This window comes from Streptomyces sp. STR69 (genome assembly GCF_024519455.1).
Classification (GTDB): domain Bacteria; phylum Actinomycetota; class Actinomycetes; order Streptomycetales; family Streptomycetaceae; genus Streptomyces.
In genome coordinates, this window is the sequence record NZ_JALJRY010000010.1 from 67,549 (window position 1) to 82,688 (window position 15,140).

Here is a 15,140-nt window from a genome sequence, read left to right on the forward strand (position 1 = left end):
AAAGGATCAGAAGGAGTCGAGGCTGCTGCGGGGCGGTGCCGGCGTATCGCCCGTCGCCTCCACGTTGGGTGTGGACAGCTTGTCGACCTCGCTGCCGACGTTCACCTGGATCTTCCGCATCTGCTCCAGCACCTCGATGTCGTTCGCGGAGAAGCCGTCCCGGCTCATCCGCACGGCCTGTTCCAGCAGCTTCATCACTTCGCGGATGCGTACGGCGTCCTCGGTCGCCGCGCGGTGGAACTCGCGGTACGCCGTCGCCGCCGGGCCGCGCCAGCCGGACTCGATGCGGTCGACGATCGCGTCCATGCGTCTGACCTGCTTGTCGAGGTGGTCCTGCATGTCGTCGAGGTCGCCGGCGAGTTTGGTGAGGTCGGAGGACGTCACCCTCAGGTCGGGGCCGCCGCCCTGGCCCGCACCGGTTCCGGGCACTGCCATGCCGTATCCCCGCCCCCGTCGCGTCGGCATCACACGTCACTTGCTGTTGCAATAATCCTACGGTTCGCGGTGGCCCCGAAGCGAGGGCGTTCAGGGTCCCGCGATGTTCAACTCCGCCCAGACCGTCTTGCCGACCGTGAGTCTCTCCACGGCCCAACGGGCGGCCAGCGTACGGACGATGAGGAGACCTCGGCCGAACTGGTCGTCGGGGGTGGATGTTTGGGGCCACGGGAGTCGCTCACCCCTCGGGTCGGTGACCGCGACGCGCAGGGCGTTGCCGGTGAGGGACGTCTCCACGCGGAACAGGCGGTCGCGGAGGCAGCCGTGAAGTAACGCGTTCGTGCACAACTCGCTTGCCAGCAGGGCCGCGTCGCCGGCGGAGTGGGGGTGTCCCCAGGTGGCGGTGAGGTGGGCGACGTGTCTGCGGGCGCGGGGGATGTTGCTCGGGTACGGGGTGTAGGTGACGGCGTCGTAGTGGTCGTAGCGGCGGTCGTGGGGCTCGGGGAGTCCGGGAGGGCAGGAGTCGGTCACCGGGGCGCACCTCCTTGTGCGGGGTGGGGACAACGGCCAGGTGGGGTGGCTCTGCCGTGGGCAGCACGGTGCACTTCCGCCAACTGGTCTCGCTGCGTTGCTTGTTGTGCACTTACGGTAGCGGCGTAATGAATGGGCCAGCAAGTGTGAGGCCATAAATTTCTACTCGAACTTGCTTGCTCTCCGTATGGTGACCGCACAGACTGTGACCAACTCGGCGGGAGGGAAGGCGACATGGCAGGTAGAAACCCTGATCGCGGTGTGTCCGTGTCGACCGTGCTGGCGCGGCGGCTGGGCGGTGAACTGCTGCGTATGCGTGAGGTGCGCGGGCTGCGCCAGGCGCATGCCGCCGAGGCGCTGTCGGCGTCGGTGGCCAAGGTCGCGAAGATGGAACGCGGGCTGGTGCCGATCCGCGATCCGGACATCCGCGCGCTCTGTCACCTGTACGGCGAGACGGCCGAGCCGGTGATCGGGCGACTGCTGACCCTCGCGGGGACGGACCGTGAGAGACGCAAGGCTCGTGGTTGGTGGAACCAGTACCCGCAGCTTTCCGCGATGGTCGAGTACGTGGCGTTGGAGGACATCGCTACCAGCATGCGGACATGGGAACTCGCCTTTGTCCCCGGTCTGTTGCAGACACCGGACTACGCCCGGGCAGTGGCCGTGGGCGCGGGTTCGTGGGAGGACCCGGACGAGATCGAACCCTTTGTGGAGGCCAGGCTGGCCCGTCAGGCTCGACTGAGTTCGGAGCGGCCACTGGAGTTGTGGGCCGTGGTGCACGAGGGCGCGCTACGCCAACTCGTGGGCGGGCGGGCGGTGATGAGGGAACAACTGGGTCAGCTGCTGGACCTGGCGCGCACGGACACGGTGAAATTGCAGGTGGTGTCCTTTCTGGCAGGCGCCAACCCGGGCATGATCGGGTCGTTCAGCATCGTCTCGTTCGCGGAACCCGGTGCGCTGGACGTCGTACACATGGACGTACCTTCTTCTACGCTCTGGTTGGAGAGCGAGGAGGACGCAGCCCGGCATGGTCGGATCTTCGATCGCATCGCGCGAGTGGGGCTGGCGGAGCGCAACGCTCTCGACCTGATCGAAGCCATTCGCAAGGAGATGTAGATCCGGTGACCGAGTTCGAGTTCGTCAAGTCCAGCTACAGCGGCGGAGACGCCGGACAGCAGTGCGTCGAGGTCGCCCGCAACGTCCCCACCACGATCGCCGTCCGCGACTCCAAGACCCCCGGCGGACCGATACTCCAGGTCACCTCCGCCGCCTGGGCCGCGTTCATAAAGCACTGAACGTGCCGAGGGGCCCGCCGCTGGCATGCGGCAGGCCCCCGAAGAACGTGTCTGTATGTCAGATCGTCGCGAAGCCGTAGGTCAGGAGCTTCTTCGCGTCCGTCGCGCGCTGCGTGATCGACGACGACGCGAGGACCGTGCCGATGACCGTCTTGCCGTTGCGGGTGGCGGCGAAGACGAGGCAGTACTTGGCCTCGGGGCCGGAGCCGGTCTTCACGCCGATGGTGCCGCTGTAGCTGCTGAGCAGGGTGTTCGTGTTGGTCCAGGCAGCCATCGTGCGGGTGCCGCCGGTCTTGGTGACCGTCTTGGCGGTGTACGACTTGGTCTTGACGACCGTCTTGAACGTGGCGTTCTTCATCACGTTGCTGGCGAGCTTCGTCAGGTCGCGCGGCGTCGAGTAGTTGTTGCCGTTGCCGATGCCGTCGAACGAGTCGAACTTCGTGTTCGTCAGGCCGAGCGTCTTCGCCGTCGAGTTCATCTTCGCGATGAACGACTTCACGCGCGCGGCCCGGGTCGAGCCCGTACCGAACTTGTCGGCCAGGGCGTACGCCGCGTCGCAGCCCGACGGCAGCATCAGGCCGTAGAGGAGCTGACGGACGGTGACCTTGTCGCCGACGATCAGGTGGGCGGACGAGGCGGTGTTGGCGACGATGTAGTCGCTGTACGCCTTCTGGATGGTGACCTTGGCGTCGAGGTTGAGGTTCGACTGGGAGAGAACGACCTTCGCGGTCATGATCTTCGTGGTGGAGCCCGTCGACCGCTTGGTGTCCGCGGCCTTCGTGTAGAGCGTCTTGCCGGTGGCGTTGTTCATCACAAAACCGCCCGCGGCCACGATCGTCGGCTTCGTGACGGCCTGCGCGGGTGCCGCGGTCAGGGCGCCGGTCGCGAGCACGGCGCCTGCGGTCACGGTGACCGCGGCGGCTCTGCGGAAGCGGCTGCCCTTGATGCCGTTAATGGCAGTAATCAACTGAGGTACCCCGAATACGTTGAATGCCCCTGAGGAGCGGCCCAGTTGGAGGGGGGAAAGAGAAGGGCCGCACGTGTGTGACACGTAAGTAGCACAGAAGGTTGTGCGGTTGCTGGGCCGGGTTCCTCGAATGTGTGACATGCCCCGAGTGCCGACCGCGTTCCCCTCGCGAAAACGCATCCTCGTAGACGCACCTGTGCCCCTCCTTGGTTCCCTTTGGTCCCGTCCGCATCCTGGACGCCCGTCCTCATGCGTACGTGTTGTATCTATGCTGTTCTCATGTCGTCCCCGTCCCTCGTCGCCACCGGTTCCTCCCCGCCCGCCGTCAAGCAGCCCCCCGCCGCCGACCGCGTCTACACCCACGTCAAACAGGGTGTCCTGGACCGGCGTTACGAAGGCGGAATCCTGCTCACCGAGGGCGAGTTGGCCGAGGCCGTGGGAGTGTCACGGACACCCGTGCGCGAGGCGCTGCTGCGCCTGGAGGTCGAGGGGCTGATCAAGCTCTACCCGAAGAAGGGCGCCCTCGTCCTGCCCGTCTCCTCACAGGAGATCGCGGACGTGGTGGAGACCCGGATGCTGGTCGAGCAGCACGCGGTCCGCAAGGTCGTACCGGCGTCACCGACCCTCATCGCCCGGCTCGAAGAACTCCTCGCGCGGCAGAAGGAACAGGCCGCCGCGGGCGACCTGGCCGGCGCCGCCGTCACCGACCGCTGCTTCCACGCCGAGATCGTCCGCAGCGGCGGCAACGAGATCCTCTCCCGCCTCTACGACCAACTCCGCGACCGGCAGCTGCGGATGGGCGTCGCCATCATGCACTCGCACCCCGACCGCATCGCCAAGACGCTCACCGAGCACGAGGCGATCCTCGGCGCGCTGCGCACCGGCGACGCGGAGGCGGCGGCCGGGATCGTGCACCAGCACGTCGACTGGTTCTCCCACCTGGCTCGGGGCGAGGTCCGATGAGCAGCAGCAGTAGTAGTTCGAGTTCCGCTCTGTCCCTGCCCGGTGATCCGCCCGGCGGCCGTCGTGCCATGGCCGTGTGGGGCATCGGCGTCTCCGTCTACTTCGTCGCCGTCATCTTCCGCACGTCCCTGGGTGTGGCCGGCCTCGACGCCGCAGAGCGCTTCCACGTCAACGCCTCGGCGCTCTCCACCTTCTCGATCCTCCAACTGCTGGTCTACGCGGGCATGCAGATACCTGTCGGCCTGCTCGTCGACAGCCTCGGCACCAAGAAGGTGCTGACCATCGGGGTGGTGCTGTTCACCGCCGGCCAGCTCGGCTTCGCCTTCTCCCCCTCCTACGGCACCGCCCTCGCCTCCCGCGCGCTGCTCGGCTGCGGCGACGCGATGACGTTCATCAGCGTGCTGCGGCTCGGCACCCGCTGGTTCCCGGCCCGCCGCGGACCGGTCGTCGCACAGCTCGCGGGTCTGGCCGGGATGGCCGGAAACCTCGTCTCCACCCTGGTGATCGCCCGCCTGCTGCACGGCATCGGCTGGACGGCCGCCTTCGCGGGCAGCGCGCTCGCCGGGGTCGTAGTCCTCGTTCTGCTGCTGCTGTTCCTGAAGGACCACCCCGAAGGCCACGAACCGGAGCCCTTCCCGCACCGGGGCGCGGCCTACGTCCGCCGCCAGATCGCCGCCTCCTGGCGCGAACCGGGCACCCGCCTCGGTCTGTGGGTGCACTTCACCACCCAGTTCCCGGCGATGGTGTTCCTGCTCCTGTGGGGCCTGCCGTTCCTGGTCCAGGCCCAGGGCCTGTCCCGCGCCACCGCCGGCGAACTCCTCACCCTCGTCGTGCTGTCCAACATGGTGGTGGGTCTGGTCTACGGTCAGATCGTCGCCCGGCACCACACGGCACGGCTGCCGCTGGCGCTGGGCACGGTCGGCGCGACGGCGTTCGTCTGGGCGGTCGTCCTCGTCTACCCCGGCGAGCACGCGCCGATGTGGCTGCTGATCGTGCTGTGCGCCGTGCTCGGCTCCTGCGGTCCCGCCTCGATGCTGGGCTTCGACTTCGCCCGCCCGGCCAACCCGCCGGAGCGTCAGGGCACCGCCTCCGGCATCACCAACATGGGTGGTTTCACGGCCTCGATGACGACCCTGTTCGCGATCGGTGTGCTGCTCGACGCGACCGGCGACAACTACTCGATCGCGTTCTCGGTGGTCTTCGTGCTCCAGGCGCTCGGCGTCAGCCAGATCCTGCGGCTACGGCGCAGGGCGGCCCGCCGCGAGCGCGAGCGGCTGGTGGCGAGCCGGGTGGAGACGGTGCACGTACCCGCGTGACAACCGCCCACCCACCGACCCGGCTTCCCGCACCGCCTACTGAGTCACCGTGAAGTTCCGCAGTATCGACGCCGCCAGCTCCGGATCGCCGTCCGCCTTGACGCGGTCCGTCACCGATTCGAGGGGGACCCGCCCGCAGGCCAGCCGGACGTACGTCTCCCAGTCGAGGATCAGGGTCGCGGCGGGGCCGAGCGCGGGGGCCGTCTCCAGGCTGCCGCGGCCCTGGATGTCGACGCGGATCGTACGGAGGAACTCGATCGGACCGTGCACATCGAAGACGACCGCCGAACTGCGCGGTGCGCCCGAGTCGTCGGCGACCACCTTCGGAAGCGCGGCGAGCAGCACGTCACGAGCGATGTGCGCGCCGGGCGAGTCGAGGTTCCCGGGGCGGCCGAGGGCGGTGCGCAGGTCCTGCTCGTGCACCCACACGTTGAACGCGTGGGTCCGCATGGACTCTTCGAGCGTGACCTCGGTGCTGACATGGCCGCGCACCTTCCGGCCCGGCTCCCGCGACTCGTTGCGCAGCTGCCGGTTGCGCCGGATGATCGTGTACTCCAGCTCCGACGTCATCTCCGGCGCCGTGTGGTGCCGACGCACGTCGACCTGCATCTCCATGTACCGCTGGTGCTCGTTGGTGACGTGGTAGAGGTCGCGCGGGAGGGTGTGGATGGGACGCGGGTCGCCGAGCATCTCGTTGTCCAGCCCGATGACATGCGAGACCACATCACGAACCGACCAGCCCGGGCACGGCGTTCGCCGGTTCCACTCTCCCTCCACGAGCGGGGTCACCAGCTCGGATATCGCTTCGATGGAGTGGGTCCAGGCGTCGGCGTAGGGCTGGAGAGTGGGATGCAGACTCACGGAACGGGACCCCTCGGCGGTCGGTACAGGTCGGTACAGGTCGGGTGGCAGGCGTCGTTGCCAGCGGGAGGTGGCTGTCGGCGGGCGTCTTGGAACGCTAAGTTACGCTGCTGTGAGGCACCCCGGCAGTGCTTTCGTGTGACGATCGTAGGCCCGTGTGAACGGCTCGAATGCCAGGACGGTGGTAGTGTGCGCGCCTCTCTGATCCAGATCGCCGTAGATGAGGGCGAATCGGTCGAATCTCGTCGGGTTCGGATGGGTGCTCTCGTCCGCGAACAGGCGGGGGCCGATCTGGTCGTCCTGCCGGAGCTGTGGACCACGGGCGCGTTCGCCTACGAGCTGTTCGGCAGCGAGGCCGAGCCGCTGGAGGGGCCGACCTACGAGGCGATGGCCAAGGCAGCGAGCGACGCGGGCGTCTGGCTGCACGCCGGCTCGATCCCCGAACGAGACCCGGAAGGCCCCCTCTACAACACGTCCCTCGTCTTCTCCCCCTCCGGTGAACTGGCCGCCGCCTACCGCAAGATCCACCGCTTCGGCTTCGACAAGGGCGAGGCCGTGCTGATGGGCGCGGGCAGCGAACTGGTAACGGTCCGCCTGCCCCAGACGGTCATCGGTCTCGGCACCTGCTACGACCTCCGTTTCCCCGAACTCTTCCGCGGCCTCGTCGACGCCGGCGCCGAGACCCTCGTCCTCCCCGCGGGCTGGCCCGAACGCCGCCGCTCCCACTGGACCCTCCTCGCCAAGGCCCGCGCGGTCGAGAACCAGTCGTTCGTCCTCGCATGCGGAACGGCCGGTACACACGCCGGAGTTCCCCAGGCCGGTCACTCGATCGTGGTCGATCCCTGGGGCGAGGTCCTCGCGGAGGCGGGCGCCGGCGAGGAGGTGCTCACGGTGGAGTTCGACCCGTCGCGGGTGTCCGTGACGAGGGAACAGTTCCCGGCGCTGAAGGACCGAGTGCTGGGCCTGGAGCGTCCGGGGCGAGCGCGTTGAGCGGCAGAACCGGCACGACCGGTCGGACCCTGGCCGCACTTGAGCGTGCCTTTCTGGCCCTGGACCGGGGCATGGGCGGAGCGAACCCCCCACTCGCACCCCAGGTGTTCGCCGCCCGGCACCCGGCGGCCTGCGCCACGGCCGCCGCGCTGCTCGTCGCGATACCCGTCGGCCTGGCCTCCGCGACGTTCCGGACGATCCTCGTCGGCACGTGCGCGTGGGTGCTGTTCTGGGCGGTCCTGCGCCTCGAACGCCGCCGCCAGGCCCACTACGCCCGCATCGGCTACGACACCGCGCCGCACGGCTCCTGGTCGACCGCCCGGCCCCGGGCCGTACTCACCACCGTGCTCGTCGCATGGGGCCCCGTGACGGTGTTCATCTGGCTCGTGGGCAGGACGCAGGACGACCCCTACGGCTGGACGGCCAGCGCGGTCTTCGGCGTGCTGGCCATCGCGGGCGGCTACGTCGGGGACCGTCTGAAGGCACGCCGCCGGACCCGCGACCGCACCGCCGCCGACCAGGACGCCGGTTAGTCCTCCCGTTCCTTCTCCGCCAGGTGGATCACGCAGACCGCCACCGCGATCAGCAGCGCCGCGTCCGCGTCCTCCCGGACGATGTCGACGCCGTACGTCTCCCGGATGTGCAGCCAGCGCCGGGAGATCTGCGCGAGCAGCTCACCGTCGTAGTCGACGCCGAACTCGCGGTCCAGGATCTTGCCGCTGACGTCGAGTTCGGTGCCGTCCACCAGGGACACCCGATAGTGGTTGCGCAGCAGCGAGAAGCGCTTGCGTCTGATGGTCGCCAGGGGCTCGCCGTCCCGTTCGATGACCATCGTGTCGCGCAGGGCGAGCATCTTCTTGTGGATGTCGATGAGCACGCGCCCGTGCGTGTCCTTCAACTCGAAGGTGTCCCTGATGCGCATGGCCTTGCCGTCGACCAGGAACACCTTGTTGCCGTGCTGGTCCTCGATCCAGTAATCCTCACCGAAGCCGAGGATCCGATCGCGTACGAGGAATCTCATGACATTACGGCTTCCCCGGCAGCCGGTCCGAAACGCCGCCGATAGGCCGACGGGCTCAATCCGGTCTCGCGGCGCAGCCGCACCCGCAGGTTCGCCCCGGTCCCGAGACCGCACCGCGCGGCCACCACGTCCAGGCGTTCCTCCCCGCGCTCGATCAGCCGGCACGCCAGCGCCACCCGCTCCCCGGTCAGCCAGGCCAGCGGTGTCGTCCCGAGCTGCGCCCTGAAGCGCCGGTGCAGGGTCGCGGGGGAGACGGCCGCGCGGGCGGCCAGCCCGGCCACCGTCAACGGCTCCCCCAGCCGCTCCCGCGCCCACGCGAGCAGCGGCGCGAGCGACTCGTCGGGCACATCGGGCAACGGCCGCTCCACGAACTGGCGTTGCCCGCCGTCCCGGTGGGCCGCGAAGACGAGCCTCCTGGACACCGCGTTGGCGATCTCGGCGCCGTGGTCCCGCCGTACGACATGCAGCCCGAGGTCGAGCGCGGCGGCGCTGCCGGAGGCGGTGAGGATGTCCCCGTCGTCCACGAAGAGGACGTCCGGTTCGAGCCGCACGCGCGGGTGCAGGGTGCGGAAACGGTCGGCCCACATCCAGTGGGTGGTCGCCGGGCGCCCGTCCAGCAGCCCGGCCTCGGCGAGCGCGAAGCTCCCGGTGCACAGGCTCATGACACGGGCCCCGCGCGCGTGGGCACGCCGGATCGCGTCGAGGACGTCACCACCGCGCGGTACGACGTTGTCGGGCCGGCCCGGCACGACGAGGGTGTCCGCCGAGTCCACCGCGTCGAGGCCGTGCGCTCCGGTGAGGGTGAAGAACCCGTGGTTCATCCGCACCTCGCGCGCGGGCGTGCACACCAGCACCTCGTACAGCGGCCCGGACAGCCCCAGTTCGGGCCGGGGCAGCCCGAACAGCTCGGTGGCGACGCCCACTTCGAAGGGATTGGTGCCCTCGTCGACGATCACGGCGACACGGTGAGGCTGCGACGGAGGACGCTGAGAGGATCCTTGCGGCATGTGCGATTCCTAGCACTCGTGGGGCCGCCCCGACACCCCGCAGGCTGACCCCATGACATCCACGGAACCCATCTCCCTCCCCGCCGCCCTCGCCTCCTTCACCGACCGGTGGAGCCCCCGCATCGTCACCACCGTCAACGACTACGACGTACGCGTCGCGAAGGTCGAGGGCGAACACCTCTGGCACACCCACGACCACACCGACGAGTTCTTCCTCGTCCTGGCCGGCGAACTGCACATCGCGCTCCGCGAGTCGGCGGGGGAGCGCACGGTCGTCCTCCCCAAGGGCTCCGTCTTCACGGTCCCGCGCGGCACGGAGCACAAGCCCTACGCCCCGGTCCCCTCCGAGATCCTCGTCCTCGAACCGACGGGCACGCTCACGGTCGGCGACCAGCACGAGGAGATCCCGGCCCACGTGGACGCGACGACGGGTCACACCCTGAACCGACCCTCGGCCCGCTAATTTCGTTGAGCCCGCACTCCGCGATCGTGTTGGCTGGCGGCACCGGACTGTCGTACCGCAGGTGTCCGCGCGGCTGGAGCAGGGAGTTGAACGTGCAGGACAGTGGTGTCGACCCCGTTGCCCACAATCGGGCAGCCTGGGACAAGTACGTCCGAGAGGGCAACGAGTGGTCGAGGCCGGTGAGTGCCGAGGATGTCGAGCGCGCCCGCACGGGCGACTGGTCGGTCGTTCTCATCGGGCACGAGCCGGTCGACCGCTCCTGGCTGCCGACGGACCTGACCGGCAAGGACGTGTTGTGCCTGGCCTCCGGCGGTGGCCAGCAGGGTCCGATCCTCGCCGCCGCCGGGGCGCGGGTCACCGTATTCGACAACTCACCCGGCCAGCTCGGCCAGGACCGGATGGTGGCGGCGCGCGACGGACTCGAACTGCGCACCGTCCTGGGCGACATGCGCGACCTAGGCGCCTTCGGTGACGCGACGTTCGACGTCGTGTTCCATCCGGTCTCCAATCTGTTCGTACCGGACCCGGCACCGGTGTGGCGCGAGTGCTTCCGCGTTCTGCGACCGGGCGGAACTCTGCTCGCGGGCTTCCTCAACCCTGATGCGTACCTGTTCGACCACGAGGCGCTCGACGAGCGCGGCGAGCTGATCGTCGTGCACAAGCTGCCCTACAGCGATGTCACGCAGTACTCCGCCGAGGAACGCGCCACGAGGTTCGGCGCGGATGCCGCTCTTGAATACAGCCACACCCTCACCGGCCAGATCGGCGGGCAGCTCGCCGCGGGGTTCGTCCTCACCGGCTTCGCGGAAGCACCGCACCAGTCCGACGCCTCCGCTCACTACATGTCGCACTACTTCGCGACGCGGGCGGTCAAGCCGGGCTGACCCCCGGCAGCCGCACGGCAGCCCCACGGCGGCGTGCCCGTGGTGTCGTTGTGCTGTCGGATCTTTGTCGGCGGGGCCTGGAACGTTTCGGACAGGTCCTGCCGGGCGTCATCCGGCAACCGCACCCCGAGGGCAAGGGGTGCGGTTCGACCTGCCCGCAGACCTGCCCGCAGAGCTGCCCGCAGATCCACCCGTACGACACCCTGCATCACCATGACCGAACACCCACTTGCGTTGGCTCTCGCGAGGAGAAGCGCGGCTACGTCATCAGGCGGAGCCGGATCGCGAGGTGGGTGCGGGTGCCCGCTCGTCCAGGAGGCCCTCGCCTCGCAGGTCGTCCCAGAGCTGTGCGGGGATGTCCAGGCCGAACGCCGCGGCATTGCGCCGGACTTCGTCCTCGGTGCGCATGCCGACGACGATGCCCGCAACGACGGGATGGTGAAGCGGGAAGGCCATGGCCACGGCCGGCAGCGTCACGTCGTGGGCTTCGCAGACATCCGCCAGGCGATGTGCGCGCTCAAGTGTCTGCGGTGTGGTGGGCGCGTAGTCGAAGGTCGCACTCGCGGACGGGCGGGCCGTGGCGAGAAGGCCGGAGTTGAAGATCGAGGCCGCAAGCACCGAGATGCCCCGGTCCGCGCAGGCAGGGAGCAGGCTGTCGAGAGCACTGTGATCGAGCAGCGTGTAACGGCCGGAAAGCATCACCACGTCGACGTCCGACTCCTCGACCAGCCGGGTCAGCTTGCCCGGGTGGTACATCCCCGCACCGATCGCCCCCACCACCCCCTGGGCACGCAGTTCGGCGAGGGCCGGAACACCCTCGCGCAACGCCTCCTCGAAGTGCTCCTCCGCATCATGCAGATAGAGCACGTCGATCCGGTCGACGCCGATGCGTGCGAGCGAGTCCTCCACGCTGCGCAGCACACCGTCCCGGGTGAAGTCCCACACCCGACGGTGCGTGGCGGGCACCTGGAACGGTTCGTCCGTCCGACCCGCGGGGTCCTGCGGAACCAGTAACCTGCCGACCTTCGTCGACAGCGTCCACTCGTCGCGCGGCTTGCCCCGCAGGAGATCACCGATACGGCGCTCGGAATGCCCGATTCCGTAATGGGGCGAGGTGTCGAAGTAACGGATCCCGCTGTCCCACGCCGCCTCAAGAGCCTCCGCCGCGGTCTCGTCGTCGAGCGGCTCGAAGAGCCCACCGAGCGGACCGCCCCCAAAACCCAGTTCCGTGACCTGTACCTTGCTCCGACCGAGCCGATTCTGCTTCATCCACCGATCCCCTCACATGGCTGACAGCGCGCGAACATCCTTTCGTGGCCCGCGCCGTACTCCAAGGGGCGCGCACGCGACACGATCGGCCGGACAACTCCTGGATGACATGCAACCTCGTGCACAGCGCTGGGAGTTGAGCTTCCGGTCTCCCAGGCGTGGTCGTCATCGATCCACGCGAATCGATCCACGCGAGGGGACGACGATGCGCCGCCATCGCACGGTGAACCCCGGATATGGGCTGGTGAAGATGCTGCCGTTCGACCATGTATGGGTGGGCTGTTAATCCTCACGCGCCGGGGCCTTCGGTGGGTTCCATCATCCGGATCAGGGATATCGGCACCTTCAAATGGTGGCCGTGCCCTCCGTGGCACTGCGTTCGGCGAACTTCGGGTTGCAGGGCAACGGCCAGGGCGCCGTGTCCACCAGGGCGTATCTGGCCGAACTGCCGTCCCTCATCGAGGAGATCGACGGCGGCGGCATCGCGGTCACCGCCAGGACGATGCCCCTGGCCGACGTCGGGACCGCGTGGACCGAGCCAGAGGTACCGGGCGTACGCACCGTACTGACGCCCTGAACCGCCGTGGTCAGCAGGGCAGTTGGAGAGTGAAGACCGTCTCGGTTCCGGGGGAGCTGGTGACGTTGAGGCTGCCGCCGTGGGCCTCGGTGAACCGGCGGGCGATGGAGAGGCCGAGGCCGCTGCCGCCGGTGTGCCGGTTGCGGGACTTCTCGGCGCGCCAGAACCGGTCGAAGACATGCGGCAGGTCCTCCGGGCCGATGCCGGAACCGGTGTCGCTGACCTGGATCAGGACGGTGTTCCCGGTCCGGCGGGAACGCACGGTGACACTGCCGCCGGGGGGAGTGTGGCGTACGGCGTTGGACACCAGGTTGCCGACGGCCTGGCGCAGCCGCATGGGGTCCGCGTACAGCTCGGTGTCACCGTCGGTGCGGACGTCCAGGGTGATGCGCGCGCTCTGGGCCTGGCCGCCGTGGGCTGTGGCGACGTGGTGCAGGAGGTCGCCCGCGTCCAGGAGCTCACGGTGCAGCTGGAGCGTGCCGGCCTCGGCCGCCGCCAGGTCCCGGAGGTCGTCGATGATGTGCTGGAGCAGCAGGGTCTCCTCCAGCAGCACCGAGGTCACGTCGTCGTCCGGGGTGAGCACACCGTCCTGGGTGGCTTCCAGCCAGCTGCGGATGGTGCTGAGCGGTGTCCGCAGTTCGTGGGCGATGTCGCTGACCATGGCCTTGCGCTGCGCTTCGGTGCGTTCCCGGTGCTCGGAGAGGTCGTTGAAGGCGGCGGTGAGGCGGCCGATCTCGTCGCCGGTGGTCACCGGGACGCGGAGCTGCGGGCGGCCCGGGTTCCGTACGGCGCTGGTGAGCGCGCGCAGCGGTCTGACCAGGCGGACGCCGATCACCACGGTCACGGTCATGGTCAGCACGAGGACGAGGGCGACGACCCCGATGATGCGGATGGTGTTGGCCTGCGACAGGTCGAAGCCCGGAACCGCCGATCCCGCCGGTTGGCTGACGAACAGCTGCGCCGCAGGGGACACATAAGCGGTGAGCTGCTCGCGGCGGCTGGAGTTGACGCAGTCCCGCGCGGCTCGGGTGTCGACGGTGCCCGGTTTGGGGGACAGCGTGAGGCCGAGCACCACGGCAGGCAGGCCCTGATGCGCCAGGCAGGTCTTGATGAGCTTGTTGAGGCTGTTGACGGCTTTCAATTCGCCTGGTGTCACAAGCGCGAGTTGGAGCGTGGATTTGCAATTGACCAGGCTCACGGCTGCCTTGGTGCCGTCATCGGTGTCGATGCTGGGGTGACCGCTGAGCGAAACGGAGACCGTGGCAGGGAAGCCGGATTTGATCATGCAGTTCCTGAGCTTGTTCGCGCTGCTGAGGAGATCCTGGCGCTGCGCGGCGGAAAGCCGGAACGGGCCGAGGGCACGGGGGTCGATACGGTCGGCGCCGGCGTCGGGGAACAGCGCGGGGTCGACCTGCAGCGGGTCGATGACCGCGAACGCCTGGTCCGGCAGCGGCGATGTGCCGGGCGCGGAGTCCGCAATCGTCCGGCGGCCGTGGTCCTGGGCGGTGAGGGTGATACGCCGGTCGGTCCGGTCGGCGAGGTGGCGGATCGTCGGTGCGACGCCGTCCCAACTCGGGTGGACGGCGGCGTAGTCGGTGAGCGTCTTGTAGATGTCCGTGTCGTCGGAGAGGACCTGTCCCTGTTCCTGGCGGATCGCGCTGGTGGTGGTCCGTACCGCAAGCCAGGCGGTGGCGGTGATCGCGCAGAGGGCGACGAGAAGCGAGGACGCCAGCAGCCTGACCAGCAGACTCCTGCGCAGCGGCACCCTGGTCTCGGGGGTCTCGGCGTGCACCGCGGGCTCAGTGCGCACGGTGGCCCTCGGGGCCGCCGGCCATCTTGTAGCCGACCCCGAAGACGGTCAGCAGGAGGACCGGCTGCTTCGGGTCGGCTTCGAGCTTCTTGCGCAGGTTCAGGATGTGCACGTCGATGGAGCGCTCGGTGATGAAGCGGTCGGACCCGCGGGTCCGGGTCAGCAACTGCCGCCTGGTGAAGACCCGTTCGGGCTCGGCGGCCATGACCGCCAGGACCTCGAACTCCCCGGGGGTGCATTCCACCTGCCACCCGCCGAGGTGGACGGTGTGCCGGACCGGGTCCACCGAGAGGGCGCCGGCCCGCAGGACCGGGTCGGTCGGCCGGCGGTCGTCCGGCACGGCGGCGCCGCCGTCGGTACGCCGGCTGCGCCTCAGCAGGGTGCGGATACGGGCCATCAGTTCACGGGGGCTGTAGGGCTTGGTCATGTAGTCGTCGGCGCCGAGGTCGAGGCCGAGCAGCAGGTCCTCCTCGGTGGCACGGGCGGTCAGCATCAGCACGGGGAGGCCGGACGACTCCCCCCGCAGAATGCGGCAGACGTCCAGGCCGTCGACCACCGGCATCATCACGTCGAGGACGAGCAGATCGGGCGGTCGGCGGCGGGCCTCGTCGATCGCGGCACGTCCGTCGTGCACCACAAGGGCGGTGTGGCCCTCGCGTTCCAGATAGCGCCGGATCACCGTGGCCTGTCTGACGTCGTCCTCGGCCACCAGGACATGTGCGCACATGCTGCCGACCATAGGGCGGGGCGC

Annotated in this window: 18 protein-coding genes; 9 read left to right on the forward strand and 9 right to left on the reverse strand. The window is 69.1% G+C overall.

Features of this window, described 5'->3' with window-relative positions:
- Positions 1-6: 6 nt before the first annotated feature.
- Both OC490_RS19925 and OC490_RS19930 read right to left on the reverse strand, forming a co-directional pair.
- On the reverse strand, positions 7-435 hold the full coding sequence (locus OC490_RS19925) for a WXG100 family type VII secretion target (RefSeq protein ID WP_262059308.1): 429 nt from the start codon (positions 433-435) through the stop codon (positions 7-9).
- 90 nt (positions 436-525) lie between these two features.
- Positions 526-966, reverse strand: a complete 441-nt coding sequence (locus OC490_RS19930; RefSeq protein ID WP_262059309.1) for an ATP-binding protein — start codon at positions 964-966, stop codon at positions 526-528.
- Positions 967-1,200: 234 nt separating this feature from the next.
- Here OC490_RS19930 and OC490_RS19935 point away from each other — a divergent pair, with 234 nt between their 5' ends.
- Together OC490_RS19935 and OC490_RS19940 are read left to right on the forward strand one after the other, a co-directional pair.
- Entirely contained in the window at positions 1,201-2,082 is an 882-nt protein-coding gene (locus OC490_RS19935; protein WP_262059310.1) for a helix-turn-helix domain-containing protein, read from the forward strand.
- 5 nt (positions 2,083-2,087) lie between these two features.
- Positions 2,088-2,261: a DUF397 domain-containing protein gene (locus tag OC490_RS19940; protein ID WP_262059311.1), complete on the forward strand. Its 174-nt coding sequence runs from the start codon at positions 2,088-2,090 to the stop codon at positions 2,259-2,261.
- 58 nt (positions 2,262-2,319) lie between these two features.
- Here OC490_RS19940 and OC490_RS19945 read toward each other — a convergent pair whose 3' ends face one another.
- Positions 2,320-3,228: a D-alanyl-D-alanine carboxypeptidase family protein gene (locus tag OC490_RS19945; protein WP_262059312.1), complete on the reverse strand. Its 909-nt coding sequence runs from the start codon at positions 3,226-3,228 to the stop codon at positions 2,320-2,322.
- Positions 3,229-3,507: 279 nt separating this feature from the next.
- Between OC490_RS19945 and OC490_RS19950 the strand changes: the two genes are divergently transcribed.
- Together OC490_RS19950 and OC490_RS19955 are read left to right on the forward strand one after the other, a co-directional pair.
- A complete protein-coding gene (locus OC490_RS19950; protein ID WP_262059313.1) occupies positions 3,508-4,191 on the forward strand; it encodes a GntR family transcriptional regulator in 684 nt (227 codons plus the stop codon).
- Positions 4,188-5,507 (forward strand): MFS transporter, encoded by a 1,320-nt coding sequence (locus OC490_RS19955; RefSeq protein ID WP_262059314.1) that lies wholly within the window; start codon positions 4,188-4,190, stop codon positions 5,505-5,507. The genes OC490_RS19950 and OC490_RS19955 overlap by 4 nt, the downstream gene beginning before the upstream one ends.
- Positions 5,508-5,543: 36 nt before the next feature.
- Here the strand turns inward: OC490_RS19955 and OC490_RS19960 are convergent, their stop codons facing one another.
- The gene (locus OC490_RS19960) at positions 5,544-6,368 is read right to left on the reverse strand and encodes a maleylpyruvate isomerase family mycothiol-dependent enzyme (RefSeq protein WP_262059315.1); all 825 of its coding nucleotides are present in this window, start codon (positions 6,366-6,368) and stop codon (positions 5,544-5,546) included.
- 189 nt (positions 6,369-6,557) lie between these two features.
- Between OC490_RS19960 and OC490_RS19965 the strand changes: the two genes are divergently transcribed.
- A complete protein-coding gene (locus OC490_RS19965) occupies positions 6,558-7,358 on the forward strand; it encodes a carbon-nitrogen family hydrolase (protein ID WP_262059316.1) in 801 nt (266 codons plus the stop codon).
- Entirely contained in the window at positions 7,355-7,891 is a 537-nt protein-coding gene (locus tag OC490_RS19970) for a hypothetical protein (RefSeq protein ID WP_262059317.1), read from the forward strand. The genes OC490_RS19965 and OC490_RS19970 overlap by 4 nt, the downstream gene beginning before the upstream one ends.
- Here the strand turns inward: OC490_RS19970 and OC490_RS19975 are convergent.
- On the reverse strand, positions 7,888-8,379 hold the full coding sequence (locus OC490_RS19975; protein ID WP_200712920.1) for an LURP-one-related/scramblase family protein: 492 nt from the start codon (positions 8,377-8,379) through the stop codon (positions 7,888-7,890). The genes OC490_RS19970 and OC490_RS19975 overlap by 4 nt on opposite strands.
- On the reverse strand, positions 8,376-9,386 hold the full coding sequence (locus OC490_RS19980; RefSeq protein WP_262059318.1) for a GlxA family transcriptional regulator: 1,011 nt from the start codon (positions 9,384-9,386) through the stop codon (positions 8,376-8,378). The genes OC490_RS19975 and OC490_RS19980 overlap by 4 nt, the downstream gene beginning before the upstream one ends.
- A 52-nt stretch (positions 9,387-9,438) precedes the next feature.
- Here OC490_RS19980 and OC490_RS19985 point away from each other — a divergent pair, with 52 nt between their 5' ends.
- A complete protein-coding gene (locus OC490_RS19985) occupies positions 9,439-9,849 on the forward strand; it encodes a cupin domain-containing protein (protein ID WP_262059319.1) in 411 nt (136 codons plus the stop codon).
- 92 nt (positions 9,850-9,941) lie between these two features.
- A complete protein-coding gene (locus tag OC490_RS19990) occupies positions 9,942-10,733 on the forward strand; it encodes a class I SAM-dependent methyltransferase (RefSeq protein WP_262059320.1) in 792 nt (263 codons plus the stop codon).
- A gap of 267 nt (positions 10,734-11,000) precedes the next feature.
- Here OC490_RS19990 and OC490_RS19995 read toward each other — a convergent pair whose 3' ends face one another.
- Complete coding sequence (locus tag OC490_RS19995; RefSeq protein ID WP_262059321.1) at positions 11,001-12,002, reverse strand: aldo/keto reductase; 1,002 nt, start codon at positions 12,000-12,002, stop codon at positions 11,001-11,003.
- Positions 12,003-12,360: 358 nt separating this feature from the next.
- Here OC490_RS19995 and OC490_RS20000 point away from each other — a divergent pair, with 358 nt between their 5' ends.
- Positions 12,361-12,579, forward strand: coding sequence for a hypothetical protein (locus OC490_RS20000; RefSeq protein ID WP_262059322.1), 219 nt, complete (start codon positions 12,361-12,363; stop codon positions 12,577-12,579).
- Positions 12,580-12,589: 10 nt separating this feature from the next.
- Here the strand turns inward: OC490_RS20000 and OC490_RS20005 are convergent, their stop codons facing one another.
- Entirely contained in the window at positions 12,590-14,389 is a 1,800-nt protein-coding gene (locus tag OC490_RS20005) for a sensor histidine kinase (RefSeq protein ID WP_262059323.1), read from the reverse strand.
- Positions 14,379-15,116, reverse strand: coding sequence for a response regulator transcription factor (locus tag OC490_RS20010; protein ID WP_262059324.1), 738 nt, complete (start codon positions 15,114-15,116; stop codon positions 14,379-14,381). The genes OC490_RS20005 and OC490_RS20010 overlap by 11 nt, the downstream gene beginning before the upstream one ends.
- Positions 15,117-15,140: the final 24 nt, after the last annotated feature.

What these genes read in the sequence shown, in the direction of transcription:
- OC490_RS19995 (WP_262059321.1), bottom strand. Translation starts at nt 12,002, where the DNA reads ATGAAGCAGAATCGGCTCGGTCGGAGCAAGGTACAGGTCACGGAACTG.
- OC490_RS19975 (WP_200712920.1), bottom strand. Translation starts at nt 8,379, where the DNA reads ATGAGATTCCTCGTACGCGATCGGATCCTCGGCTTCGGTGAGGATTAC.
- OC490_RS20010 (WP_262059324.1), bottom strand. Translation starts at nt 15,116, where the DNA reads ATGTGCGCACATGTCCTGGTGGCCGAGGACGACGTCAGACAGGCCACG.
- OC490_RS19985 (WP_262059319.1), top strand. Translation starts at nt 9,439, where the DNA reads ATGACATCCACGGAACCCATCTCCCTCCCCGCCGCCCTCGCCTCCTTC.
- OC490_RS19955 (WP_262059314.1), top strand. Translation starts at nt 4,188, where the DNA reads ATGAGCAGCAGCAGTAGTAGTTCGAGTTCCGCTCTGTCCCTGCCCGGT.
- OC490_RS19925 (WP_262059308.1), bottom strand. Translation starts at nt 435, where the DNA reads ATGGCAGTGCCCGGAACCGGTGCGGGCCAGGGCGGCGGCCCCGACCTG.
- OC490_RS19950 (WP_262059313.1), top strand. Translation starts at nt 3,508, where the DNA reads ATGTCGTCCCCGTCCCTCGTCGCCACCGGTTCCTCCCCGCCCGCCGTC.
- OC490_RS19935 (WP_262059310.1), top strand. Translation starts at nt 1,201, where the DNA reads ATGGCAGGTAGAAACCCTGATCGCGGTGTGTCCGTGTCGACCGTGCTG.
- OC490_RS19980 (WP_262059318.1), bottom strand. Translation starts at nt 9,386, where the DNA reads ATGCCGCAAGGATCCTCTCAGCGTCCTCCGTCGCAGCCTCACCGTGTC.